At 66.6% G+C, this 23480-nt stretch carries 27 protein-coding genes and 1 tRNA gene; 7 read left to right on the top strand and 21 right to left on the bottom strand.

The window, feature by feature from the left end; genetic code table 11:
• Positions 1 to 272: 272 nt before the first annotated feature.
• Positions 273 to 605 (top strand): putative quinol monooxygenase, encoded by a 333-nt coding sequence (locus PL79_RS08945; RefSeq protein WP_082088635.1) that lies wholly within the window; start codon positions 273 to 275, stop codon positions 603 to 605.
• A gap of 320 nt (positions 606 to 925) precedes the next feature.
• Here the strand turns inward: PL79_RS08945 and PL79_RS08940 are convergent, their stop codons facing one another.
• From PL79_RS08940 to PL79_RS08930, 3 genes are all read right to left on the bottom strand, one after another.
• Positions 926 to 1564, bottom strand: coding sequence for an SGNH/GDSL hydrolase family protein (locus PL79_RS08940; RefSeq protein WP_235879238.1), 639 nt, complete (start codon positions 1562 to 1564; stop codon positions 926 to 928).
• A 301-nt stretch (positions 1565 to 1865) separates the two neighbouring features.
• Positions 1866 to 2249, bottom strand: coding sequence for a c-type cytochrome (locus PL79_RS08935; RefSeq protein WP_082088637.1), 384 nt, complete (start codon positions 2247 to 2249; stop codon positions 1866 to 1868).
• 283 nt (positions 2250 to 2532) lie between these two features.
• Positions 2533 to 3285 carry an ArsR/SmtB family transcription factor gene (locus PL79_RS08930; RefSeq protein WP_044846859.1) on the bottom strand — a complete coding sequence of 251 codons (753 nt, stop codon included), beginning with the start codon at positions 3283 to 3285 and terminating at the stop codon, positions 2533 to 2535.
• A gap of 178 nt (positions 3286 to 3463) precedes the next feature.
• On the opposite strand from PL79_RS08930, the gene PL79_RS08925 reads away from it, so the two are divergent.
• Positions 3464 to 4810, top strand: a complete 1347-nt coding sequence (locus PL79_RS08925; protein ID WP_235879237.1) for an MFS transporter — start codon at positions 3464 to 3466, stop codon at positions 4808 to 4810.
• Between the two features lie 249 nt (positions 4811 to 5059).
• Here PL79_RS08925 and PL79_RS08920 read toward each other — a convergent pair.
• A tRNA-Leu gene (locus tag PL79_RS08920) sits at positions 5060 to 5144 on the bottom strand.
• A 149-nt stretch (positions 5145 to 5293) separates the two neighbouring features.
• Here PL79_RS08920 and PL79_RS08915 point away from each other — a divergent pair.
• On the top strand, positions 5294 to 6619 hold the full coding sequence (locus PL79_RS08915) for a leucine-rich repeat-containing protein kinase family protein (RefSeq protein WP_044846861.1): 1326 nt from the start codon (positions 5294 to 5296) through the stop codon (positions 6617 to 6619).
• A gap of 44 nt (positions 6620 to 6663) precedes the next feature.
• Here the strand turns inward: PL79_RS08915 and PL79_RS08910 are convergent, their stop codons facing one another.
• The 8 genes from PL79_RS08910 to PL79_RS08880 all read right to left on the bottom strand — a co-directional run bounded on the left by PL79_RS08910 (position 6664) and on the right by PL79_RS08880 (position 12030).
• Positions 6664 to 7293, bottom strand: a complete 630-nt coding sequence (locus PL79_RS08910; RefSeq protein ID WP_044846862.1) for a LysE family translocator — start codon at positions 7291 to 7293, stop codon at positions 6664 to 6666.
• An 84-nt stretch (positions 7294 to 7377) separates the two neighbouring features.
• Positions 7378 to 7554, bottom strand: coding sequence for a hypothetical protein (locus PL79_RS36095; RefSeq protein ID WP_185733800.1), 177 nt, complete (start codon positions 7552 to 7554; stop codon positions 7378 to 7380).
• A gap of 32 nt (positions 7555 to 7586) precedes the next feature.
• Positions 7587 to 8033: a copper chaperone PCu(A)C gene (locus PL79_RS08905; protein WP_044846864.1), complete on the bottom strand. Its 447-nt coding sequence runs from the start codon at positions 8031 to 8033 to the stop codon at positions 7587 to 7589.
• Between the two features lie 43 nt (positions 8034 to 8076).
• On the bottom strand, positions 8077 to 8442 hold the full coding sequence (gene copC, locus PL79_RS08900) for a copper homeostasis periplasmic binding protein CopC (RefSeq protein WP_044846865.1): 366 nt from the start codon (positions 8440 to 8442) through the stop codon (positions 8077 to 8079).
• Between the two features lie 229 nt (positions 8443 to 8671).
• Positions 8672 to 9049 carry a DUF2946 domain-containing protein gene (locus PL79_RS08895; protein ID WP_044846867.1) on the bottom strand — a complete coding sequence of 126 codons (378 nt, stop codon included), beginning with the start codon at positions 9047 to 9049 and terminating at the stop codon, positions 8672 to 8674.
• A gap of 103 nt (positions 9050 to 9152) precedes the next feature.
• Positions 9153 to 9647, bottom strand: coding sequence for an SRPBCC family protein (locus PL79_RS08890; protein ID WP_044846907.1), 495 nt, complete (start codon positions 9645 to 9647; stop codon positions 9153 to 9155).
• A 56-nt stretch (positions 9648 to 9703) separates the two neighbouring features.
• Positions 9704 to 10006, bottom strand: a complete 303-nt coding sequence (locus PL79_RS08885; protein ID WP_044846868.1) for a 2Fe-2S iron-sulfur cluster-binding protein — start codon at positions 10004 to 10006, stop codon at positions 9704 to 9706.
• 134 nt (positions 10007 to 10140) lie between these two features.
• Positions 10141 to 12030, bottom strand: coding sequence for a sigma-54-dependent Fis family transcriptional regulator (locus PL79_RS08880; protein WP_044846869.1), 1890 nt, complete (start codon positions 12028 to 12030; stop codon positions 10141 to 10143).
• Between the two features lie 244 nt (positions 12031 to 12274).
• Between PL79_RS08880 and PL79_RS08875 the strand changes: the two genes are divergently transcribed.
• A complete protein-coding gene (locus PL79_RS08875; RefSeq protein WP_235879236.1) occupies positions 12275 to 12550 on the top strand; it encodes a DUF2964 family protein in 276 nt (91 codons plus the stop codon).
• A 243-nt stretch (positions 12551 to 12793) separates the two neighbouring features.
• Positions 12794 to 13081: a DUF1488 domain-containing protein gene (locus PL79_RS08870; RefSeq protein ID WP_014898618.1), complete on the top strand. Its 288-nt coding sequence runs from the start codon at positions 12794 to 12796 to the stop codon at positions 13079 to 13081.
• Positions 13082 to 13252: 171 nt separating this feature from the next.
• Here PL79_RS08870 and PL79_RS08865 read toward each other — a convergent pair whose 3' ends face one another.
• From PL79_RS08865 to PL79_RS08855, 3 genes are read right to left on the bottom strand one after another with little or no spacing between them, the layout of a single operon-like run.
• Positions 13253 to 14116, bottom strand: a complete 864-nt coding sequence (locus PL79_RS08865; protein WP_044846870.1) for an MBL fold metallo-hydrolase — start codon at positions 14114 to 14116, stop codon at positions 13253 to 13255.
• Between the two features lie 4 nt (positions 14117 to 14120).
• A complete protein-coding gene (locus PL79_RS08860) occupies positions 14121 to 14411 on the bottom strand; it encodes a hypothetical protein (RefSeq protein ID WP_235879235.1) in 291 nt (96 codons plus the stop codon).
• 49 nt (positions 14412 to 14460) lie between these two features.
• Positions 14461 to 15000 (bottom strand): hypothetical protein, encoded by a 540-nt coding sequence (locus tag PL79_RS08855; RefSeq protein ID WP_044846872.1) that lies wholly within the window; start codon positions 14998 to 15000, stop codon positions 14461 to 14463.
• 202 nt (positions 15001 to 15202) lie between these two features.
• Between PL79_RS08855 and PL79_RS08850 the strand changes: the two genes are divergently transcribed.
• Entirely contained in the window at positions 15203 to 16054 is an 852-nt protein-coding gene (locus PL79_RS08850) for a LysR substrate-binding domain-containing protein (protein WP_044846873.1), read from the top strand.
• A 174-nt stretch (positions 16055 to 16228) separates the two neighbouring features.
• On the opposite strand, the gene PL79_RS08845 is transcribed toward PL79_RS08850, so the two are convergent.
• A complete protein-coding gene (locus tag PL79_RS08845) occupies positions 16229 to 17530 on the bottom strand; it encodes an NCS2 family permease (RefSeq protein ID WP_044846874.1) in 1302 nt (433 codons plus the stop codon).
• Positions 17531 to 18308: 778 nt separating this feature from the next.
• Here PL79_RS08845 and PL79_RS08835 point away from each other — a divergent pair.
• On the top strand, positions 18309 to 18587 hold the full coding sequence (locus tag PL79_RS08835) for a hypothetical protein (protein WP_044846875.1): 279 nt from the start codon (positions 18309 to 18311) through the stop codon (positions 18585 to 18587).
• Positions 18588 to 18760: 173 nt separating this feature from the next.
• Here the strand turns inward: PL79_RS08835 and PL79_RS08830 are convergent, their stop codons facing one another.
• The 5 genes from PL79_RS08830 to PL79_RS08810 all read right to left on the bottom strand — a co-directional run bounded on the left by PL79_RS08830 (position 18761) and on the right by PL79_RS08810 (position 23442).
• Entirely contained in the window at positions 18761 to 19135 is a 375-nt protein-coding gene (locus PL79_RS08830; RefSeq protein WP_044846909.1) for a DUF2917 domain-containing protein, read from the bottom strand.
• 252 nt (positions 19136 to 19387) lie between these two features.
• Positions 19388 to 19675, bottom strand: a complete 288-nt coding sequence (locus tag PL79_RS08825; RefSeq protein ID WP_044846876.1) for a hypothetical protein — start codon at positions 19673 to 19675, stop codon at positions 19388 to 19390.
• A gap of 90 nt (positions 19676 to 19765) precedes the next feature.
• Complete coding sequence (locus PL79_RS08820; protein WP_044846877.1) at positions 19766 to 20671, bottom strand: metal-dependent hydrolase; 906 nt, start codon at positions 20669 to 20671, stop codon at positions 19766 to 19768.
• A 34-nt stretch (positions 20672 to 20705) separates the two neighbouring features.
• Positions 20706 to 22493 (bottom strand): SDR family oxidoreductase, encoded by a 1788-nt coding sequence (locus PL79_RS08815; protein WP_044846878.1) that lies wholly within the window; start codon positions 22491 to 22493, stop codon positions 20706 to 20708.
• A gap of 49 nt (positions 22494 to 22542) precedes the next feature.
• Positions 22543 to 23442 (bottom strand): M24 family metallopeptidase, encoded by a 900-nt coding sequence (locus PL79_RS08810; protein ID WP_044846879.1) that lies wholly within the window; start codon positions 23440 to 23442, stop codon positions 22543 to 22545.
• Between the last annotated feature and the right edge of the window lie 38 nt (positions 23443 to 23480).

The following is a 23480-nucleotide window of genomic DNA, read 5'->3' as shown; positions in this document are numbered from 1 at the left end:
GCCGTTCGAGGAACGTAGGAGAAGTGTGTGTAGGTCTCAGTGGAGTTGACTCGCCTGCGGCGAGTGAGTTAGCGTAGCAATATGCAACGCAATCTGATTCCTTTCGTGACCGTCATTACAACGACGACCATCGGCAACGGTGGGTCGTCCTTGATGCGCACGCGGTAATCTTCGTCGTTGCATATTTTCAGGGGCCCCGCCGGCAAAAGACGGGGCCTTTCGCGTTTACGGCTGATCGTCTTTCGTCGGTATCACACCAGCACGGAGTCGTCATGAGCAAAGTAGATCATCACAGCCGGAATTGCGAACGGGAGCTGATGCTTGTTATCTCGATTCAAACCCTTCCAGGAAAAGGCCACGAGCAAATCGCGGCATATGAAAAGTTAGCGCCGCTTGTGCGTGCGGAGCAAGGCTGTCTCCAGTACGATCTCCATTCTGTCGTCGGTGACGAAAGTAGATTTGTCTTGATCGAACGCTGGGCGTCAACTGAAGCATTGGCGGCACACGACGTAACGCCTCACATGATTGCGGCCGATGCACATAGCCCGACCTTCAGGGCGGCACCGGCACGGGTTTTACAACTTGCTCCCGATAGCCTCGCGTAGTCGAGCTGCCAACGCAGCCCGCGATCGGGGCCGGCCCAGATAGCGTAGTGATGGGCCGGCCGTCGCCAGGTGGACTTCTGCCGAACGTCCGTCGTCAGAGGTAGATAGGCCGCTCGCGAGCGAAGTGGCCATCTTTGGTGACGAACATCCGAATCGGCTTGCGACTCATTCGATATCTCTCGGTCGCGAAAGTCCGCTGTCCCGCGCGGCATCGACATTCGACCGTCGGTGGAAGCGTGCAGATGAATGGCGCATTATGGCCGACTGCCGCCCGACGCGGTCGGCCGTAGCCGACGGCGGATTCAGCCAATCGCTTTCCTCTACAGCGGACGTTCAAGCTTTACGTTGCACATGCCCAGATCAACCACTGGCCCGGAATCCTTAACCAGTAAATCCACGATCTGCTCGCTGACGAGCTCAGCCCAACAGCGATATTGCCCAGCCCCGGGGTGAAATCGATCACGGGCCATCTCGAGCGGCTTTGCTGCCCAATCAAGCGATATATAGCGCGCGGCAGCGTCCTTGCTAATCCACCGCCGCAGCGTGCGGTCCAGAGACGCGGCATATCGGCCCAGGTACCAGCGCAGCGGGTGCTGCGCCGCTGGCAGAATTCGCAATGGCGGTAGCCCTGTTGCTACCAGACCGAATGCGCCGGTGCGACGGCGGACTTCTTCAACCAGTCGCCGATAGTCTTGCAGGAACTGGCGTGGCGAACGTTGCGACGTTACATCGTTAGTACCCAATGCGGTTACGAGAAAGTCCGCCGGCTGTAATTCGCTCTGCCTTAATAGCGCTAGAGACTCTTCAGTGTTGACACCCGACTTTGCCACCAGTTGCCATGTAACGGGCCTGCCCAGTTTGATAGCCAGCATTTTGGCAACCGGTTGCGCTAATGCCTGTACCTGATCGTCGACCCCCACTCCTGCCGCCGACGAGTCACCGACAACCAGAATTCGCAAGGCCGGTTGCAGGGCCTCTCGCGAGCCTTCCCTCCCGCAACGAGGCCCCGCTGCTTCCGGTAGGCGTAGCGCCGTTCTCCTTAGCCTGCGTGCCTGTATCACCAGAATTGGGCCGAGGACAAACTTGTAGAGTGGCAACATTTTCAGTTCAGATCAGAAGAGGAACAACGGTAGCCCGATGCACGTTTTGACACGGTCTGGGCCGAACCCGGCCCGACGATGAGCCAGCAATGCGCTCTGCCGATGATGCTTCCGAATCCGACAGTACCCGACTCATCGCGGTCAGACGGTCAACACGGAATCATCGGCTTTTGGAAATCACGTCACTCATGTAGTTATTCAGATCGCGAAAATCCTGAACGGTCCAGGAGTGCGGCGCAAGCTTTACGCCGTTCTCCCTCAAAGTTCTCGGAATCAGGTCCCCGTTCGGACGAAGTATTACCGATGAAACAATGACGCCTGGATAATCATGGAGTCGCTTTTTGAACGCAGCAGTTGTGAGGTCAGGCGTGGCAGGATTGCTTTTCTTGGCCAATGGCCCGGTGCCCCTGATATCTACGCCATGGCACATCGCGCATCTTTGTATATAGAGATTTTTCCCGTTGATGTTTTGCGAGAAGGATAGTGAAGGTTGAGTCAACACCAACGCTCCTAGCGAAGCGATCAACAATTCTCTCGTTTTCATTTGGCCTTGTCGTATCACGCAGATTGCTGTGTCTGGGAGTATAAACGCGTGATCGTGGAATGGTCGCTCTTGGCCGTACATGGAAATTGGCCGATCAGCCTGATTGGAGGTTGGCTACGCAATCGTTGATTGCCTGTTCGAACTGCGGATTGGATAAATCGACACCGACACGCGCAAGCGAAAGCAGCAATTGCTCCGCAGCCGACAGCCGCCGGCGGCTACCGCCGCCAACCGGCGTTGCAGGCGATCGACGCGCCTGCGTGATGCCCCCGCGGCGTGCCGGTCAGGCCGTCTCGCGTTGTTCGGCGAAGCGCGGCGCGCCGCGCTGCGCCTGCGCGTCCAGTTCGGCGTCGCGCTCGATGCCGAAATGTTCACGCAGCGCATCCCAGCCGGCCGGCGTCACGGCGACGACGCGGGTCTCATGACCGCGGGTCATCCATCCCCACGTACAGAATGCATTCATCAAATGGGCGCCGAGTGCGCCGGCAATATGAAATTGCCGCTCGGTCCAGTCGAGGCACCGGTGCGCGTATCCTGCCTGATTGGCGAAGAGACTGCCGACGTCGAGGCCCAGTTGCTGCAGCCACGAATGCCCGCTCGGTGTGAGTTCATACGCGTATTCGCCGTGCTCGACGAGGTAGCCGCGCTCGAGCATGCGCTGTGTGACGGCAACGCCGATCTGTCCGGCGAGATGGTCGTAGCAGCAGCGCGCAAAGCGCAATTCCCGCGCGGAACGATTCGGCGTCGTGCGCCATGCCTGCGAGACGGGGCCAACGGACGCGAGGCTCTCGAGCACGCGGGGAACGTGCGGGCCGGCCAGACTGTAGTAGCGGTGCCGGCCCTTGCTTTCCACTTTCAGCAGGCCGCCGTCAAGCAGTTTTGCGAGGTGCGAACTCGCCGTTTGAGCGGTGACGCCGGCGACTTCCGCAAGCGCGCTCGCCGAGCGGGCACAACCGTCCGTCAGTGTGATCAGGATCACGGCACGCACGGGCTCCGCGATCAGGTGGGCCACGGTTGAAATATTGTGCTGACTCACTGTTTCTCTCCGGTTCCATTTATTGTCTTTTTCGTATCGCGAACCGATGTTCGGTCCGGCACACTTCCATACTTCGATACGCGCCGAAGCATTGTCGAAGGCCCCGCGCTTATAGTCAACGCGCTATTCCGCAAGGGGCCTCATTCACGTGAATGAAACAATCGCATTTAAGAAAAGCGTGCTGTTGGCGACGAGCCTCAGCTATGTCGTCGTCATACTCGACACGTCGATCGTCAACGTTGCGCTCGCACGGATCGCGGCGACACTCGGCTCGGATGTTTCGGGGCTGCAGTGGGTCGTCAATGCCTACACGCTGACGTTCGCGAGCCTGCTGCTGACGGGAGGCTTGCTCGGCGATCGTCTCGGCGCGAAGAACGTGTACCTGACCGGCTTGCTGGTGTTTGCAGCCGCGTCGGCGTTATGCGGCGCCGCGCCTGATCTCGCGACGCTGGTCATTGCGCGCGTGCTGCAAGGTGTCGGCGCCGCGCTGCTCGTGCCGTGTTCGCTGACGCTGATCACCTCGGCGTACCCGGACGAGCAGGAGCGGGCCGGGGCGATCAGCGTGTGGGCCGGTTGCGGCGGCATCGCGATGGCGGCCGGCCCGCTCGCGGGTGGTCTCCTGATCCACTGGTTCGGATGGCGAAGCATCTTTTTCGTGAACGTTCCGCTCGCCGTTTGTGGTGCATGGCTGACGACGCACATTCCTCGCGCATCGCATCGCCAGGGTGGAGCGCATATGGATTTTGCCGGCCAGGTGGCGGCGATCATCGCGCTCGGCAGTTCGGTTGCGATCCTGATCGAGGGCGCGAAACTGGGATGGGGATCGACGCCGATTCTCGGCGGCATCGTGCTGGCCGTCGCGGCCTGGACCGGTTTCGTCACGATCGAGCGCCGCCGCGCGCAACCGATGCTTCCGCCCGGCCTGTTTCGTCTTCCGGTGTTTTCCGCATCGGTATTCGTCTCACTGGTGTCGGCGTTGATTTTCTACGGATTGCTGTTCCTGCTCAGCCTGTATTTCCAGGAGAACCGCGGCTGGCCGCCGTTGCAGACCGGTCTCGCATTTCTGCCGCTCACCGTGCTGGTGACGGCCGGCAGTTTCTCGGCAGGCCGGTTGTGTCGGTCGTTCGGCGCGCGCCGGGTCGTGGTCGCGGGATTCCTGCTCTACGCAGCGGGTTTCGCGGGGTTGCTGGCGTTGGCGAGCGATGCGCCGTACTGGCGCGTGGCGTTGTGTTTTCCCGCGGTCGGATTCGGCTCGGGCGTGATCACGCCGGCCGTCACGGCCGCGATGATGGGCGCCGTCGAGAAGAGCCGTGCGGGCATCGCGGCTGGCGTGCTCAATGCGAGCAGGCAAAGCGGCTCCGCATTCGGCGTGGCGATCTTCGGCGCGCTGATGAGCACCGCGCAGACCCCGGGGGGAGGCGTGCGCGTCGCGATCTTCGTTGCGATCGGGTTGTCGCTGGCGGCGGCTGGATGCTGGCGCATCACGCTCGTGCGAGCAGTCCGCGAGCCGAAAACCGCAATCTGATTCACTCGAGCATTCAACCGGATCGCCGTTGGACGCGGTCCGCGACACCGTGTCGGCGGGCGCACATTGCGTGTCCGGGCCGCCGCTTCGCGCATCGATGGCGCGACGCCGGCCGGCAGCCGCGTCTCGTTCTTCGATGACGCGCCGGTCCACGCATCGGCCCGGCTTGCCGATGCAATAAAAAAAACCGCGAAGCCTTGCGCTGTCGCGGTTCTTTTAACGTTCCCGAAACACGGAGCAACCGTGTTCTGGTGCCGACGGCGAGACTCGAACTCGCACAGCTTTCGCCACTACCCCCTCAAGATAGCGTGTCTACCAATTTCACCACGTCGGCACTTCAGTACTGCAAGGGGCGCAATTCTAGCGCCACATTGCGCGTTTGTGAAGGGGGTGTGACGCGATCGCGGGGCAGGCGAGGGGGAACCCGGTAAAATTCGCCGGATCGATCCGACGATCCTCGCAACCGCAACCCGTTTTCTCCCCGTGACGACGACCCTCGAACAACTGCAGGCCGGCCAGCTGTCGGGCGCCCGGCAACTGAAGCTCGCGTGCGGGCTGACCGAATTTCCGCGCGAGATCTTCGATCTGGCGGACACGCTCGAAGTGCTCGACCTGTCCGGCAATGCGCTGTCCGCGCTGCCGGACGACCTGTCGCGGCTGCATCGCCTGCGCATCCTGTTCGCGTCCGGCAATCGCTTCACCGAATTTCCTGAAGTGCTCGGCACGTGCGCGCAGCTCGACATGATCGGCTTCAAGGCGAACCGGATCCGCACGGTGCCGCGCGATTCGCTGCCGCGCGCACTGCGCTGGCTGATCCTGACCGACAACGCAATCGACGCGCTGCCCGCCGAGATCGGCAACTGCGCGCGCCTGCAGAAGCTGATGCTCGCGGGCAACCGGTTGCGTGCGTTGCCGCCCGAAATGGCCGCCTGCCGTGCGCTGGAGCTGGTGCGGCTGTCGGCGAACCGGCTCGACGCGCTGCCGGACTGGCTGTTGCGCCTGCCGCGCCTCGCGTGGCTCGCGTCGGCGGGCAATCCGTTCGGCGCCGCGCCGGAAGCCGCGGCGTCGGCCGAGCCGGGCGTCGCGGATATCGACTGGACGTCGCTGACCTGCGACGAGAAGCTCGGCGAAGGCGCGTCGGGCGTAATCTACCGCGCGCAATGGCGTGTGGACGGCGCCGCGCCGCGCGCGGTCGCGGTCAAGCTGTTCAAGGGCGCGGTGACGAGCGACGGCCTGCCCGATTGCGAAATGGCCGCCTGCCTGCACGCCGGGCGCCATCCGAACATGATTCCGGTGATCGGCAAGGTGCGCGGTCATCCGGACGGCACGCACGGCCTCGTGATGGAACTGGTCGATCCGGCGCTGACCAGCCTCGCCGGGCCGCCGAGCTTCGCGTCCTGCACGCGCGACGTGTATGCGGCCGACGCGCGATTCGCGCCGGCCGACGCGTCGCGGATCGCGCTCGGCATCGCGTCGGTCGCCGCGCATCTGCACGCGCGCGGCATCATGCACGGCGACCTGTACGCGCACAACATCCTGCACGACGGCAACGGCGGCGCGCTGCTCGGCGATTTCGGCGCGGCGTCGGTCTACGACGTGAACGACCGCGAGCGCGCGGCGCGGCTCGAACGGCTGGAGGTCAGGGCGTTCGGTCATCTGCTCGGCGAGTTGCTGGCGCGCTGCGAGCCGCGTGCGTGGGAAGACTCGCACGCACTCGACGCGCTGGCGGCCGCGTGCCTGAACGAGGATATCGACGCGCGGCCGTCGTTCGGCGAGATTGCGGCAGCGCTGGCCGCATCGAAGGACTGACGATTCCGCCCGCGCCGCGGCGCGGGCCGTCGCCGTGCGGATGCTTACGCCTGCCGCGCGGTCAGCAGCTTGATCCCGAGCCCGACGAACAGCAGCCCGCTCGCGCGCTTGGCCGCGCGTACCCACGGGCTGATGCCGAGGCCGCGATGGAGCCGGCGCACGCCGAACGAATAGACGCTGTGCACGATGACGACGGTGCAGGCGATCGTCGCATACATCGCGACGAACTGCATCGCGAGCGGGCGATCGTGCGCGATGAACTGCGGCATGAATGCCGACAGGAAGATCATCGTTTTCGGATTGCTGCCCGACACGAACAGCGCTTCGCGGAACAGTTTCCTGCGGTCGGGCTCGACGATCGCGGCCTCGCCGTCCGGCGAACGGGGGGTGAGCCCGCCGCGCAGTTGCCGGATGCCCAGATAGATCAGATACGCGGCGCCGACGACCTTCATCGCGATGAACAGCGGCGGCATCTCGGCCAGCACGGCGCCGACGCCGAACGCGACGAGCATGACCACCGCGCCTTGCGCGACGAGGTTGCCCGCGATCGTCGCGGCGGTGCCGCGCGAGCCGTAGCGCACCGTGTTGCGGATGACGAGCAGCACGTTGGGGCCCGGCGACAGCGTGGTGGCGAGATAGGCTGCGGCAAACAGCAGCCAGGTCTGAATGGACATGCGGCGCTCCGAAAGGCGGGTTCTGCGGTCGGGGTGAATCCGTGCATGATGCCACGGCGGCGCGGTTCACCCCGACACACGGCGTCAACGCGCGTCGCGCACGCAGTAGGCGGCGATCGACGACGGCGAATCGATCGCGGACGGCCGCGTCATCCAGGCGATCCACCCCGCCCATAACCCGCAGACGATCAGCACGGCGACATTCAACGGCGTCCGGTAGCGGACGATCAGGTTGGCCAGCGGCAGGCGTTCCTTGCTCATGTGCATCTCCTTCGGTCGTTGCGCAGGCGGCGTTACTGGCCGGTGTAGGACGGCGCCTTCGCGTCGCAGGTCACGGACGCCGTCGCGCCGTCGGCGAAATGCAGCCGCAACGGCACCTTCGCGCCGGGCGCGACGGGCTGGCGCGGCTCCTCCAGCATCACGTGATAGCCCTTCGGCCTGAACGTCACCGTGCCGTGCGCGGGCACGTCGACCGCTTCGACGTGAACCATCTTCGCGGTGCTGCCGGCCGTCTGCGTTTCGTGCATCATCGCCATCCCGAACGCGGGCGTATCGATGCCCGTGAGCGTGACGGGCTTGTCGCCGTCGTTCTTCAGCGTGAAATAGCCGGATGACGGCACCGTCGCCGGCATCGTGCGGATCCAGCATGCATCGGCCTGGACGGCCGACGCGGCGAACGTGGCGGGCGCCTGCAGCGCCAGCAGTGCGAACAGCAGGCTGGTCGGAATCGAGCGTTTCATTGTTGGTGTTCCTGATCGAGTACGGAAGCGGGCAGCGTGTGCGTTACTTCAGCGTGAACGCGTAGCGGCCCTGCGTGCGATGGCCGTCGCTCGCCACCGCAACCCAGGCGACCGTGTACGTGCCGGGCGTCAGGTTCGCCAGTGCGACATGCATCCGCTTCCGGTTGCCGGCGTCGACCGCGGATTTCCCGTCGGCGACCGACTGGCCGTGGCTGTCGGTGACGGCGATCGAACTGAATGCGGGTTCGAGCGTTTCGCTGAAGTCGATCGTGACCGCGTGCGGCGCGCTCGACAGCGTGGCGTCGGCGGCCGGTTCCAGGGTTTTCGGGTGCGCGTGCGCGTGTGCGGCCTGGGCGACGACGAAGCCGAGAGCGACGAGTGCGCCGCGGAGGAATGCAGTGGTTTTCATGACGGGATGATCCGGTTGGAAATGATAAGGAAAACGATGTATTCGAATTCGGCACGCGGACGCGCGTTCGCGCGCGCGCAACGGCCTGAAGCGGACGAGCGCACGCACGGCACGGCGCCGCGAGCAATACGGTCGAACATGATCGTCCTTCGAAACGTGACACGGCATGCACGCGCGGACGCGTGCGGACGGCGCGATGCGCTGCGGCATCACGCGCGGTGACGACGAATCAGGACGCGAGCGGCGGGGCGCGCGGCTGCGCGGCCGTGAGCGGCAGCGCGCGGCGCAGGCTTTCGAAGCGGGTTGCTTCGCGGTGCTGGAGCGGGTGGACGTTGGCCGCGAACGTCAGTTCGGGCGCGGGCAGGGCCGGCGTATGGGCGAGCAGGCTGCAATAGCCGCAGGCCTGCAGATGCGCCTGCAGGCTTTTCGACGACGCATCGCCGGCGTGGCCGCCGTCAGCTGGCGCGGCCGTGCAGTGGCCGGCAAGCAGTGCGTCGACGCGGCCTTGCGTCGTCAGCGCCTGCGAGATCGTCGGCGCGAGCGCCGTCATCAGGATGGCAAGCATCCCGATCAGACTGACGATCTTCCGGAAACGACGACTCAGCATGCGATGCGCGGGGCGGCGTAGGGTAACGATGGAGCGGATTATGCCATGCACCCGCGGCTAGGGCATGCGGGCACGTGGATACCGGGAATGACGCGCGCCGCGCTCACGCGTGCTTCGCCAGATATTTCGTGATCAGCATCATCTGCGCGGCCCAGCCGTGATCGTTCATCTCGCGCGCCTTCGCACGGCGCGCTTCGATCAGCTGGTCGAAACCCGTCTCGGTGACCGTCAGCAGCGTGCCGCCGTCCTTTTCCGCGAGCGCGAACGTGACGAGCGTCATCGGCTCGGACGTGTAATCGAAGTTCGGGTCGATCGCGAACGGATGCCAGCGAAAGGAGAACAGTTGTTTCGGCTCGACGCGATCGACGACGATTTCGAACACAGTGCCCGCATACGGCTCCTGTGCCTTGGCGATGTCGTCGTCGACGCGCGTCGGCGTGATGCGGCCGAACAGCGGCTGGTCGGGCACGAACGGCCCGTCGAACGACACGCCGAACCAGATGCCGAATTCGCCGGCATTGCTGACGGCTTCCCAGACGCGCGCCAGCGGCGCGGCGAGCAAGGCTTGCTTCTCGATGCGATCGGTGGACTGGGTCATCATCTTCTCCAGGCAGGCATCATCGTTGCGGGACGGCGCGCGGCAGCGCGCCGCGTTCAGTCGATCATGACCGCGTCGGGCACGTCGAGCACGACATCCGAAGTCGCGACGGCCACGCACGGCAGCGTATAGCCGTCGGCCTTCTCCTCGCGGCTCAGACCGGGCCATTCGATCGTATAGCGTACGCTGCCGCTGACGATCCTGCACAGGCAGCTTCGGCACGTACCGTTGCGGCACGAGCGCGGCAGCCTGACGTGCGCGAACGCGGCGGCCTCGAGCAGCGTCAGCGAATCGGGCGCGTCGAACGTCGCGCCAAGCGGCTCGATGCGCACGACAGGCGGGTGGTCGGGATCGGTCATGGGTGAAAGCGGGCGGCGAATCGGCAGCGAAGCGAGGCAAGGCAGCGCGATGCCGGAAGGCAACGCAAGCGCCAAGCATACCCGAAGCCGCCTGCGGCCGGCGCCCGTCGGGCGGGCAACCGGCCCGGAACGTGTCAGTGCCGGCGCAGGTAGCGGTACACGGTATTGCGCGCGAGCCCGAGCTCCCGCGCGGCGGCCGATACGTTGCCGCCGTGCCGTGCGAGCACGGCATCGATCACCGCGGCCTGGTGGCTCTGCAGCGTCGTCGCTTCGCGCACGTCGGCCGGTGCGGCTTGCGCCGCGGGTGCGTCGTCGCAGTCGAGCCAGAAATCGTCGGGCAGGTGCGCGAGCGTGATTTCGGCTTCGTCTTCGGCGAGCATGCCGGCCGTGCGCAGCACGTTGGTCATTTGCCGCAGGTTGCCGGGCCAGCGGTGCCGCATGAACGCGTCGAGCACGTCGGCCGCGAGGCGGCCCGGCATCGGCTCGCTGCGCGCCAGCCGCGCGAGGATCCGCTCGACCAGCGCGGGCAGGTCGGTGCGCGCGGCGAGCGGCGGCAGCGTGACCGCGAGCCCGTTGATCCGGTAGAACAGGTCTTCGCGGAACGTGCCTGCGGCGATCATCGCGCGCAGGTCGCGGTGGGTCGCGCAGACCACGCGCACGTCGACCGGCACCGCGCGTGCGCCGCCGAGCGGCATCACCGCGCGCTCCTGCAGCACGCGCATCAGCCTGACCTGCTGCGCGAGCGGCATGTCGCCGATTTCGTCGAGAAACAGCGTGCCGCCGTCGGCCTGCACGATCTTGCCGGGGCTGCCGCGCTTGCGCGCGCCGGTGAACGCACCGTCCTCGTAGCCGAACAGTTCGGCCTCGATCAGCGAATCCGGCAGCGCCGCGCAGTTGACCGCGACGAACGGGCCGTCCGCGCGCGGCGATGCCTGGTGCAGCGCACGCGCGAGCCATTCCTTGCCGGTGCCGGTCTGGCCGAGGATCAGCAACGGCAGGTCGCGTCCGCGGATCTTCGCGACGCGTTCGAGCACGGCGGCCATCCGCGCATCGCCGGTGTCGAGCGTCGCGAACGTGATCGCGTCGGGGTCCGGCGCCCGCGTGCGCACGGCGGGGGCGGGCGGCGTGACGGCGACGGCCGTCTTGTGAGCTTCCGCGAATTCGCAGCGGGCGAGCACGCGCACGCCGGTCGACAGCGTGAGGCGGAACGGTGCGCCGGCCGCGCGTGCTGCGTGCTGCGCGAGCTGGCCGAAGTGCATGCCGAACAGCGCGTCGCAGCCTTGATGCTGCAATGCATCGAACGTCGCGCCGAGCTGGAATTGCGCGCTCCGGTTCGCGGCGATCAGCCCGCCGTCAGGGCCGAACGCGACGAGCCCGGCGAACAGCGAGTCGACGCAATCCTCGTGGGCGTGGAAGCGCAGCCGCAGCGCTTCCGCGCACTGGTTCGCGAACAGATGGTTCTCGATCAGCTGCGCGGACATCCGCACCAGCGCGAGCGTATGGGGGCTGAAGCCGCGCGGGTCGCCGCTCACGTCGAGCGTGCCGAGGGTACGGCCGAACGGATCGATGATCGGCGCGCACGAGCAGGTGAGGATATGGTTCGCGCGCAGGAAGTGTTCCGAGCCGTGCACGGCGACCGCCTGGCCCGATGCGAGCGCGGTGCCGATCGCGTTGGTGCCGCGTGCGCCTTCGGCCCATGACACGCCGGTGCACAGCGCGACGCGGTTCGCCTTCTCGATGAAGTCCGCGTCGCCGATGCTGTGCAGGATCACGCCGTCGGCATCGGTGAGCAGCACGAGGCTTTGCGTGTCGGCGATTTGCGCGTGGAGGTTTTCCATCACCGGGCGCGCGTGCGCGAACAGTGCGTGGTTCGTGTCGAGCAGTTCGCGCAGTGCGAGCCGCGACAGCGGCGAGAAATCGGGGCGCTCGTTCGCGCGCAGGCCGACCGCGGTCGAACGGGCATGCGCCTGCGCGAGCAGGTCGGTGCGGCCCGCGGTGGCGGGCAGCACGAAAGATTGAGGCATGTCTTGTCTCCTGTCGACCAGAGTTAGCGCTTTAGCGCTTACTCTGGTCCCATGCTTCGCGGTCAACCCGAATCCGCACATCAGCGCGTTCCGAGGCCCCCGCTTCGCAGTCGAACCCCTTGACGCCCTGCACCGCACCATCCGCCACCCGGGCCGCCGCCGTCGATATCGCCTCATCATACAAGCGCCGCGCACGTTGTGCGACTGCGTACAAAAACCCCTTGCTTTTAAGCGCCCGCCTGCAATGATGGAAATGGAACACGCACGCGCCGTGTTCCGCATCGCAACATGCATGCGACGCGACATGCATCCGTTCGGGAGACGCATCATGGTTCGGACGGAACTGAGAGTCGTGCTGGCGGCCATCGCCACTTTCATCATGCTGGGCGGCATCGCCGTGGCGATCCACGGTCTGCTGTTCGACCTGAGCGACGCGGTGCAATACGGAGCGGCCGCGATTGCGGCGGGCGCCACGACCGCCGCGATCGCGCTGAACGTCTGGCCTACCGATCCTCACTGACGCCGTTCGGCAAAACGGTGCCGGATGTCGCGCTGGTCAGAGGAAACGCGCGTCGGAACGACGCACATCGCAAATTTTGCCTCCTGCGCGAAACCGTCTAAAGTGGAATGCAACCGGCATGCATTAGTCCGCGCCATACCCCCGTGGATCGTGCCTCTGCCGGCGAGCCCGCGTAAATTTTCGTCCGGCCGGTAGCGGACGACGGACGCGGTCATTTGCTTTCTACCGGTCGAGGCGGCTCCCATGCAGATCCATTTCACGAATGAGAAGCCCGAATATTCGGGGCGCGACCTGATGCTTGGTTTCACGGCGCTGGTCAATGGCGAGCGCGTCCAATGTCAGATCACCGCCGAGGCGCTGGAGGATCATTTCGGTGCGGCATCGCCGCGCTTCGAGGACATGGTCGGTGCGTACGATCAGCACCGCGAGCGGATCGAGGCAGCCGCACGGCGGTTGCTGTCCGAGACGCGCGCGCAATGCGTGACGCTGCGCAGCGGCTACGTGCGCTTCTACGAAGCGAACTGGCGCTGAGCCGGACGACCGGGCAGCGACGGAGCGGGCGCCGGATACCGGCGCCCGTGTCATATCGGCGCTGGCTCGTCCGGTAGACCGATCGCTTGTGCGGGACGATGCGCTGCACGGTCCGGGCATCGTGCGGCGCGATGGCGTGCCCGCGTTCCGTTTCGCTTGATCCCGTTTCGCTCAATCTGCGCCGATCAGCGCATACGCGCCGCTCGTTGCGTCGTGCGTGCGCGCGATGCGTGCGAAGCCTGCGTCGGCGAGGTGCATGCCGGCAATCAGCAAGCGATCCGAAGCGACTTCGGCGAGCGTGGCCGCGCGGGTCGCCGATGCCTGCGACGGATCGTGATCGAACGCGATCGACACGTCTGGGCGAGCAACCTGGATCGGCGCGAAATGCACGAGATCGCCCCAGATCAGCAGGCGCTCGCCCTGCGATTCGACGCGATAGCCGGTGTGGCCGGGCGTGTGCCCCGGCAGCGGCACGGCGGCGATACCGGGCAGCACGTCGCCTGCCGCGATGGTGCGCAGTTGCGCCGCGCAGGCGTCGAACGCGCGCCGCGCGATTCGGACATTGACGCGCGCGCGCTCGCTGGCCCTTTCGTACATATCGTCGTCCAGCCAGAACATGCGTTCCCGTTCGTCGATGAGCACCTCCGCTTGCGGAAAGGCCGGGCGCCCGTCTGCGTCGAGCAGGCCGCCGATGTGGTCCGGATGCGCGTGCGTCAGCAGGACCGTGTCGATCTCGCGTGCATCGATGCCGGCTTGCGACAGCGACGGACGCAGCAGGCCGCCCCAGTTCCGGATGCCGCCGGCACCGGTGTCGACGAGCACGGTGCGGCCGTTGCCGCGTATCACGTAGCAGTTGATGTTGACCGCCGACGGCGTGTGCATGCCGGCCCGGTGCATGATGCGGGCCGCGTCGTCGACGTCGATGTTCGACAGCAGATCGAGGCCGGCCGTCAGCGTGCCGTCGCTGATCGCGGTCACCGTGAAATCGCCGACCTGACGGCGCGGGAAAGAAGGGCGTGGAACGGGTGCGCTCATGGGGTCAATGTCGGGCGTGAAGGTGGGTGGTGTCGTAACCGAAGCAGCGGATGCGTGCGACGAATCCGGTGTGGCGGAGAATCTCGCGATCCAGTTCGGCCATGAACCGGTCCATCAATTCAGTGGTACGAAATGACGCGATGCGAAAGCAGATCTCCGCGCTGACCGGATGTCCTCGGCCGAGCCGGATCGGCACGTACGCGACGTGGATCGTGCCGGGTGCGGCGCGCAACGCATCGATGCAGAGCGTCTCGCAGGCCGACGACAGTGCGTCGAGTGCCGCGTTGGACGGCATGTTCGTTTCGGGGATGAAAATCGTGACGCTGGGCATGGCCGGGCTCCCGTCAGCGTGCGGCCGACGTTGCCGTCGCGCTGACGAGCCGGTCGCCCATCGGCGCATAGCACCGGATCGCGGCGCCCGACGCATCGGACGCGAGCCGCGCCTGATCGTGATCGAGGACCGCCAGCCAGCGAGCGGCCGGCTGGCGGTCCAGCGCAACCGCATGCATGGCGGTGGCTGCGATACCTGCTCGCGCGAACGGGGCGGCGTCGTCGCAAACGGCCAGCGATTGATGGCCGGAGACGGCCGGCGCGGGTGCCGCGCTGTCGTACACGTTACGGCGCCATTCGACGATATGCGGCTGCCAGCGCGCGAAATTGCCGCCGCCCTTGTCGCGATACTCGGCCGACGTCAGCACGTCCGGGCCGTCGATCGTGTGCAGCGCGAGGTAGACGGGGCCGTCGCCGCCGAGGGCGCGAAAGCGTTGCGACGTGCGGAAGCCGGATACCGAGATCAGCGCCGGCAGTTTGACGCGGCTGTAGAAGTCGTTCCACCCGGCTTCGACGGCGGGCTCGGCGATGCTGCATTCAACGGCATAGATCATGACATCTCCACGGGTGGCGAGCGGCCTTCGGGAGCGATCGGCCGGCTCGACGGGTTGAGTTTTTGTCATGATAATGAGCGGAAGAATGGTCAGAAAGCGATGATTCGTCACCATTCAATGACATTTGATCAAGCCATGACCGACGGCGGTCGGACCGGGAGCAATCGTGACGCGACGCAGGATTCCGAGCAATTCGGCATTGATGGCATTCGAGGCCGCGGCGCGGCATGGGAGCTTCGCGCGCGCCGCCGATGAGCTGGCGTTGACGGAAGGCGCGATCAGCCGGCAGATCGGCCGGCTGGAGACGTTCCTGGGCGTCGCGCTGTTCGAACGGGTCGGCAACCGCGTGCGGGTGGCGCCGAACGGCGCGCGCTACGCGGCGCAGGTTCGCGAAGTGCTGGACCGGCTCGAGCGCGACAGCCAGTACATGATGGGGCAGCCCGGCGACGGCGGCAGCGTCGATATCGCCGTGACGCCGACGTTTGCGACGCGCTGGCTGATTCCGCGGCTCAAGGGATTCCAGACGCAGCATCCGAACATCACGGTGCATTTCGCCGATCGCGCCGAGCCGTTCGTGCTGGCCGGCAGCGGCTTCGACGCGGCGATTCACTTCGAGCATCCGGCCTGGGCCGGCATGCATACGTACCGGTTGTGCGAGGAGGTGCTGGTGCCGGTCTGCCATCCGTCGCTGCTCGCGGGCGGGCAGCCGGACACCTTGCTGGGCACGCTGCCGCGCCTGCACAAGCGCCAGACGCCCGATGCGTGGTCGGCTTACGTGCAGGAGACGGGGTTGCCGGTGAACAATCCGGCCGCCGGCGCCCGCTACGATCTTTACTCGATGCTGATCGCCGCGGCGCTGGCCGGGCTCGGCGTCGCGCTGGTGCCGCGCCTCTATGTCGACGCCGAAATCGCGCAGGGGCTGCTCGCGGCGCCCTGGCCGGACGGGCGGGGCGTGGTCAAGCGCTTCTGTCTCGTGTTGCCGGAGGCGCTGGAACTGGGCGAGGGGCCGTTGCAGACCTTCGCGCGCTGGGTGCTCCGGCAGGCGGACGCGTGACCTGACGTCGCCCGCACCATGCGGGCGCCCATGTGAAACGACCCGGCCGCAAATGCGACCGGGTCGTCAGGGGCCGTCCTTCTCGCCATGCCGTTCGGTTCCGCGACAGGAACCGGGCGGCACTACACCTGAAGGTGGCGTCTTTTCATCATGCAGCGCACCGATGCGCGTGCGTCACTCGCTGCCGAGATAGAAGAAGCGGAACAGGAACACGGCCGCGATGATCCACACGATCGGCTTGACCGTGCGGGCCTGGCCCGTCAGCAGCTTCAGGCCGCCGTACGCGATGAAGCCGAATGCGACGCCGTTCGCGATCGAGTACGTGAACGGCATCAGCAGCGCGGTCAGCGCGGCCGGCACGGCTTCGGTCGCGTCGTCCCACGGCACGTCGACCATCTCGCGCAGCATCAGGCACGACACGTACAGCAGTGCCGGTGCCGTTGCGTAGCCCGGCACGACGCCGGCGAGCGGCGCGATGAACAGGCACGCGAGGAACAGCACGGCGACGGTGATCGCCGTCACGCCGGTGCGGCCGCCGGCCTGCACGCCCGATGCGCTTTCGATATACGCGGTGGTCGACGACGTGCCGAGCACCGAGCCCGCGACGATCGCGGTGCTGTCGGCGAGCAGCGCCTTGTTCAGGCGGTTCATCTTGCCTTCGACGAGCAGGCCCGCGCGGTTCGCGACGCCCATCAGCGTGCCGGTCGCATCGAACAGCTCGACGAGGAAGAACACGAGGATCACGTTGATGATGCCGGTCGACAGCGCGGCGCCGATGTCGAGCTTGAACAGCGTCGCGTCGATCGACGGCGGCGCGGAGAACACGCCGTGGAACTGATTGCCGCCGAAGAAGAACGACAGGACGGTGACACCGATGATGCCGATCAGGATCGCGCCGCGCACGCGCAGGTGGTCGAGCGTGACGATCGTGAAGAAGCCGATGATCGCGAGGATCGTCGTGGGCTTGTGCAGGTCGCCGAGCGTGACGAGCGTGGCCGGGCTGCCGACGATCACGCCCGAGGTCTTCAGCGAGATGATGCCGAGGAACAGGCCGATGCCGGCGGTGATCGAGATGCGCAGCGATTTCGGAATGCCGTTGACGATCGCCTCGCGCACGCGGAACAGCGTGACGAGCAGGAACAGGCAGCCGGAGATGAACACCGCGCCGAGCGCGGCCTGCCACGTGAAGCCCATCCCCTTGACGACCGTATACGCGAAATACGCGTTCAGGCCCATGCCGGGCGCGCACGCGATCGGATAGTTCGCGTACAGCCCCATGATGATCGATGCCAGCGCCGCGACGAGGCAGGTCGCGACGAACACGGATTCCTTCGGCATGCCGGCATCGCCGAGGATCGCGGGGTTGACGAAGATGATGTAGGCCATCGTCAGGAACGTGGTGACGCCCGCGAGTATTTCGGTGCGGAAGTCGGTGCCGGCTTCAGCGAAGCCGAAATACCGCTTGATGGATTCCATGAAGGCGTTTTCTCCGGTCGGGTTGTCGTGTTGCTTGTTGTTCGTGCCGAATTGTTGTAAGGCAGCGCGAGGCCGGCCTACTGTAACCAGCCACTATTGCCGCGCTATCGGCGGATTGTAATAGCGCGGATAGCTCGGACGATATAGTTGCGGGGCACGATCGGCCGCGTTCGCGCGAACGGTCGGACAGGCCGGCCGCGCGAGGAAGGCGCGCATTTTACCGGTTCGGACGACGCGGCCAGGCAGAAACGATGGAAACGATTCGATGACGGGCGGCGGGCCGGGCCGGCCGATGCGGGCGCAACGACATGACCGGCATGCGGCGCGCGGCCGCCGCGCGATGACATGTGATGACATGCGACTGCAATGGCGCACCCGCATGCTGGCCGAACGCAGGACGGTCGCAATGCATGCGCGAACGCGCGCGGCATGACCGGCGCGGGTGCGCAGCGGCGTGCAGCGGCCATTCATCAGTCCAGGCGGTTGCAGATATCGGGGTATCCTGCGCCGAACCCGTTCCGTCCGCAACTGTCATTTCGCGACGCGGGCCCGACTGTGGTTTCTGTGTAAAAGATTGCAAGACGTCATCGCGTTAACCGGCAAGTCTTTCTAGGATAGATACACCGCACACACACGCCGGCCAGTCGTTGCCGACGCGGGGGAGTCGCAGTCCGTGCAGGGCAGGCGGTGAAGTGCGGTGACGGTCGTTGCGCATTCGGGCAGGCGCGACCGGTTGCGATTGCCCGATGCGGGTTCGTCCGTCATCCCGGAGGTGAGCATGTTGAACTGGATCAGCCGTTGGGCGATGCGGCACGCCCCCACGCCGGAAAAAACCGCTGCGTCGATGCTCGTGACGGCGCGCATGGAACTGTTCGCAGCCGAACAGCGCGTCATCGATGCGAAATTACAGGCGGATTACTGGCGTACGCGGGTGTCATTTCTCGAGGAGGTGCAAAAGCAAGGCATCGACCCGTGGGTGACCTCGCAGGCGGCGCAACGCCCCGACCTCGATGCCATTCCCCGCAGCACGGGCCCGCGTCTCGCCGCCAGCACCTGATGCACGCGATGCATGCAAGGGTTGCGCACGGCGCGCGATCGCTCGCGGCACGCACGCGCGTGCCGCGTCATTCGATGCGCACCCGCGACGCATGGCGCCGCGGGTGCGTCCGTTTCCGGATGCGTTGATTCCGCGCGTTCCGGTGTCACGTCGCGCGACGGAATCGCGCATCGTCACCCCCGTCTTCGCCATCGTCCGGCGAGCAAACGTTGCATTCGCGCGAGCGCGCGTCTCAGCCGTTCGCCGCGCCGCACGTACGCCGTCGTGATCGACGCTTCGGCCGGCCGGTCGTCATCGGTGCCGAGCCAGATGCGATCGCCGCGCGCGATGCGCAGCACGTCGCCGGGTTGCACCCAGTAGTCGTCGACGCTCGGCGGCCGCGTGATCCACAGCGGCGCACCGTGCGCACGAATTTCCGCATCGCCCGGCGCGCGCCAGGTCAGCGTCGTGCGCGGCGCAACCGCGAAACGGATCACGACGGTCGGTAACGCGATCGCGCCGGCGCGGCGCGAGTCGGGACGGTGTAACAACGGGCTTGCCTGGTCCATCGTCTTCTCCATTCGTTGAGCCGGACGGATGACGCGCACCAGAACAAAAAGGCCTCATCCGTTTCCGGTGAGGCCTCGTGTGACATGCGGTACTGCTCGGATGCTAACGCACAAGCGCCTCCCGTGATCCATTCTTTCGAATGTTCACCGGGCAATGATTCGCGATGGCGATGAGCTTGAACGTAGGCATGCGAACGAGTTTGTCGATGTCGTACGGCGTTGTCAACGACTATTTTCGAGAAACGTGGCGCGTCACGCGTCGCGCTGGGCGAGGCCGTTGACGAGCAGTTCGGACAGCAGGCCCGTCATGCCGTTCGGATGCGTGGCGGCGCGTGCCTTCAGCTGTTCGACGAGTTCGGCGTTGAGCTTGCACGCGAACGGCACGAGGCCCTGTTCCTGGTCGAGCTTGCGCTGCGCGCGACGATCGAGCTTCGCCGCGTCCTCGGCGCCCTTGCCGAAACGGGCGGAGCTCGACTGCTTCATCGCGTGCGTCAGCTTGAGCGCCTTGTTCTTTTCTAGATCGGTTTTCTTCATGGCCATCGCGGCACCTCCGGGAAATGAAGCCGCGATTGTACGCATTTCGGCGGACGCCGCCCGCCGACGCCGTGACGAAGCCGTCGACGAACCGGCTCACGCGCCCTTCGTCGTGCCCCAGTTGCCGCCGTGCGCGGCCGCCTGCGCGGCCGGCGAGCGCGCCAGATACGCGAGCGCCTGCTCGGTCGAGCCTTCGTGGTGCGGCGTATAGCCCGGCTTGAAATAGCGCAGCGCCGCGCCGATCACTTTCCAGAACGACGGCAGGTGCCCGCGCCGCGAACCCTTCCACCACGCGAGCACGAAACCCGGATAGCGGCCGGCGGCCGGATCGCGCCGGTACATGAACTTCGCGCCGCTCGTGATGAAGTAGAGCAGCAGCACGATCACGAACGCCATGTGCAGGCAGCGCTCCGGGTAGTTGCCGCCCATGTGGTTGTAGATGTCGAACGCGACGGTCCGGTGCTCGACTTCCTCCGCGCCGTGCCAGCGCAGCAGGTCGACCATCGTCGGGTCGGCGCGGCCTTCGTCGAGCCCGTGCGCGTTGAGCACCCAATTGCCGAGGTAGCCGAAGAAATGCTCGAGCGACGCGATGACCGCGAGCTGCTGGCGCAGCCAGAAGCGCGTATGGCCGATCTTCAGCCCGAACGGCGCTTCGCCCAGCACGCGCGTGAATAGCCAGTTCAGCTTCTGCGTGAACGGCTTCGTGTCGATCCCGTGCCGGTCGTAATAATGCTTGAGCACGCCGCCGTGCGAGCGCGAATGCACCGCTTCCTGGCGCAGGAAGCCTTCGGCTTCGTCGCGCAGGCGCGCATCGGTGATGTGCGGCAGCGCCTTGTTGTACACGCGGCAGAACCACAGCTCGCCTTCCGGGAACAGCAGGTTCAGCGTGTTGATGATGTGCGTGCTGCCCGGGTCGTTCGGCACCCAGGTGATCGGCGTGTCGCTGAAGTCGAACTTCACGTGTCGGGCCTTGATCTTGTGATAGTCGGCGGTAGCGGTCATCTGTGTCTCCGTTCCTGTGCGGCGGTCTGCGCCGTCAATGCGATGCCATGCTGATGCGGGCCAGCATCCGGCCGAGCCACGGCATGAAGCGGCCGACGAAGCGCAGCGCGTGCGCCTCGGTGCCCACCGCCACGACCGGCCGGTTGCGCAGCACGCCGTCGACCATCGCCTGCGCGACGGTTTCCGGCTTCAGGCCGCGCATCTGGTACAGCTTCGTCGCGCGCTTGCGCAGCCGCGCTTCGTCCTGTGCGTTGGCGCCCGCGTATTGCGTCGACGCCATGATTCCGGTTTCCGCGAAGCCCGGGCACACGGCCGTCACGCCGATGCCTTTTTCCGCCAGTTCCGCGCGCATGCATTCGCTGAGCATCAGCACGGCGGCCTTCGTCGTCGCGTAAGCGGGCAGGTCGCGCGACGGCCCGAACGCGGCGGCCGACGCGGTGTTGACGATGTGGCCGCCCGCGCCGCGCGCGGCCATCTGCTGCGCGAACAGCCGCGAGCCGTGGATCACGCCCCACAGGTTCACGTGCAGGATGCGCTCCCAGTGCCGCTCGCTCGTGTCGAGGATGCCGCCGGCCATGCCGATGCCCGCGTTGTTGATCACGATGTCCGCGCCGCCGAGCTCGCTGCCGACCCATGCCGCGAGCGCTTCCATCTCGTCGGCGGCGCCGACGTCCACGCGTTTCGCGTGTGCCTGCGCGCCGGTCAGCCCGAGCAGCAGCGCGGTGCGCTCGGCGCTCGCGAGATCGATATCGCACGCGACGACGGTCGCGCCTTCGCGGGCGAACGCGAGCGCCGCGCTGCGGCCGATGCCGCTGCCCGCGCCGGTGACGACCGCGACCTTGCCGCTGAACCGGCCGCTGCTCGCGCGGCGGCGTGCGTTCGCGAGCGCGGGCGGTTCCTCGCCCGATTCGACCGCGTCGATCAGTTGCTCGGCGAGGCCCGCGAAGCGCGCGGGATCGGCGAGCGGCAGCCAGTGGCCGGCCGCGACTTCACGGCGGTAGTACTGCGGCACCCAGCGCGACAGGTTCTCGGACAGCGCCGGGCTCACGTACTTGTCGCCGAGCGGCACGATCGTCTGCACCGGTGCGTGCGCGTAGCGCTCGCGCGGCGCGAACAGGCAGCGGATGAAGTTCGCGCGATAGAGGCGCACGCCGCGCGCGCCGTCGTCGGCCTGCGTCGGGCGCGGCGCGGCCGGCGTCTTCTCGATCCGGCGCAGCAGGCCCGGCCATGCGCGGCCCAGCCACAGTCGCCAGCCGAGTTCAGGGACGAACGGCAGGTGGAACAGGTACACGTACCACGAGCGCACGAGCTGGCCGCCGAGTTTGCCGAGCGACGAGGGCGTCGGGTGCAGCACGCGTTCGCGCAGCCAGAAGCCGACGTGATCGAGGCACGGCCCCGAGCACGACGTGTACGACGCGATGCGGCCGGCGAGCCGCGGATCGGTGACGAACTCCCAGCCCTGGATCGAACCCCAGTCGTGCGCGATCAGGTGCACCGCGCGGCCGGGGCAGAGCGAGTCGATCACCGCGACGAAGTCGTCGGTCAGCTTCGCGAGGTGATAGTCGGCCGTGCGCTTCGGCACGCCGGACAGGCCCGCGCCGCGCACGTCGTAGGCGATCACGTAGTGCCTGCGCGCGAGCAGCGGCGCGACCTGCTGCCAGACGCTGCTGTCGTCGGGGTAGCCGTGTACGAGCACGACCGGTGAGCGGGCCGGGTCGCCCCAGGTTCGCACCGCGAGCGTCAGGTCGCCGGAGGCGACGGCCGTTTCGCTGTGGACCGATTCGAACAGGGCCAGCGGCGCTTCGTCGGAAAGAGGCTGCATCGTGAGTCCGTCGTTCAGGGATTCGGGAGGAAGGCGCAACGCGTGCGTGTCAGGCGGCGGCCTGCACGGTCGCGACGGCCGGCGCGCGTTCGGCCTGGCGGCGCTGCCAGCGGCGCACGTGCGGCAGGTCGTCGTCGAGCCAGTACGCATCGTCGTCGGTGATCACCAGCAGCTCCTCGAATTTCGCGCCGACGCCGGCGAAGCCGAGATGCGGCTCCACGGCCCACAGGCCCGGCACGGGCGCGTGCTCGGAACGGCGGTCGATCGACCACAGCGGCGACCAACCCTGCTGCTTCGCTGCGCGGCCCTGGTCGAGCAGCAGGTTGCGTGTCGCGTTCAGCCCGAAGCGTGCGACGAAGCGCGGCTTCGACAGCTTGTGGATCTTCGCGACGCGATGCGCGAGCACCTTGAACGGATAGGCCTTGTGGCGCGGCTCGACGCCCTGGCGACGGCACAGCGCGTCGACCGCCTGCGCGACTTCGGCCATCGGACGGCGCGCCTTCACGAGCTGCACGATCAGGTCGCGATGGTCCATCAGGTCGTCCTGCAGCTGTTCGAGGATCGGGTTGTGGCCGAGGCAGTGCGCGTAGCCGACGTCCGCGACGATCCCGTCGAGCACGGGCGCGACGTCGAGGATCACCGGCATGTCGGTTTCGAGCTGGCGGTTGCTGGGGAAGAACGCGAGGTTGAAGCCGCCCATGTGCTTCAGGCCCGAGAAGCCCTGGAACGCGGTGCGGTCGCCGAACCACGCGAACGGCTTGTGCAGCCAGTCGTGCACGCCGTTGTCCTGCAGCCATTCGGTCAGCAGGCGCGCGGCTTCCTTCTCGGTGATGCCGGGGTAGAGCATCGCGCCGACGGTCTCGACGCAGCGGTACGCAAGCTGCTGGACCGCGCGGAATTGCGGCAGCTCGTCGAGGTGGACTTCCGGCAGCGGATGGTGGGCGGTCATGATGCGTCTCCGTGTGTCGGCCCGCGTTCGCGCGTCGG

The organism is Burkholderia sp. USMB20 (assembly GCF_000949135.2).
Classification (GTDB): domain Bacteria; phylum Pseudomonadota; class Gammaproteobacteria; order Burkholderiales; family Burkholderiaceae; genus Burkholderia.
The sequence above is the reverse complement of the archived record's forward strand: the minus strand, read 5'-3'. Positions and strand labels throughout refer to the sequence as shown.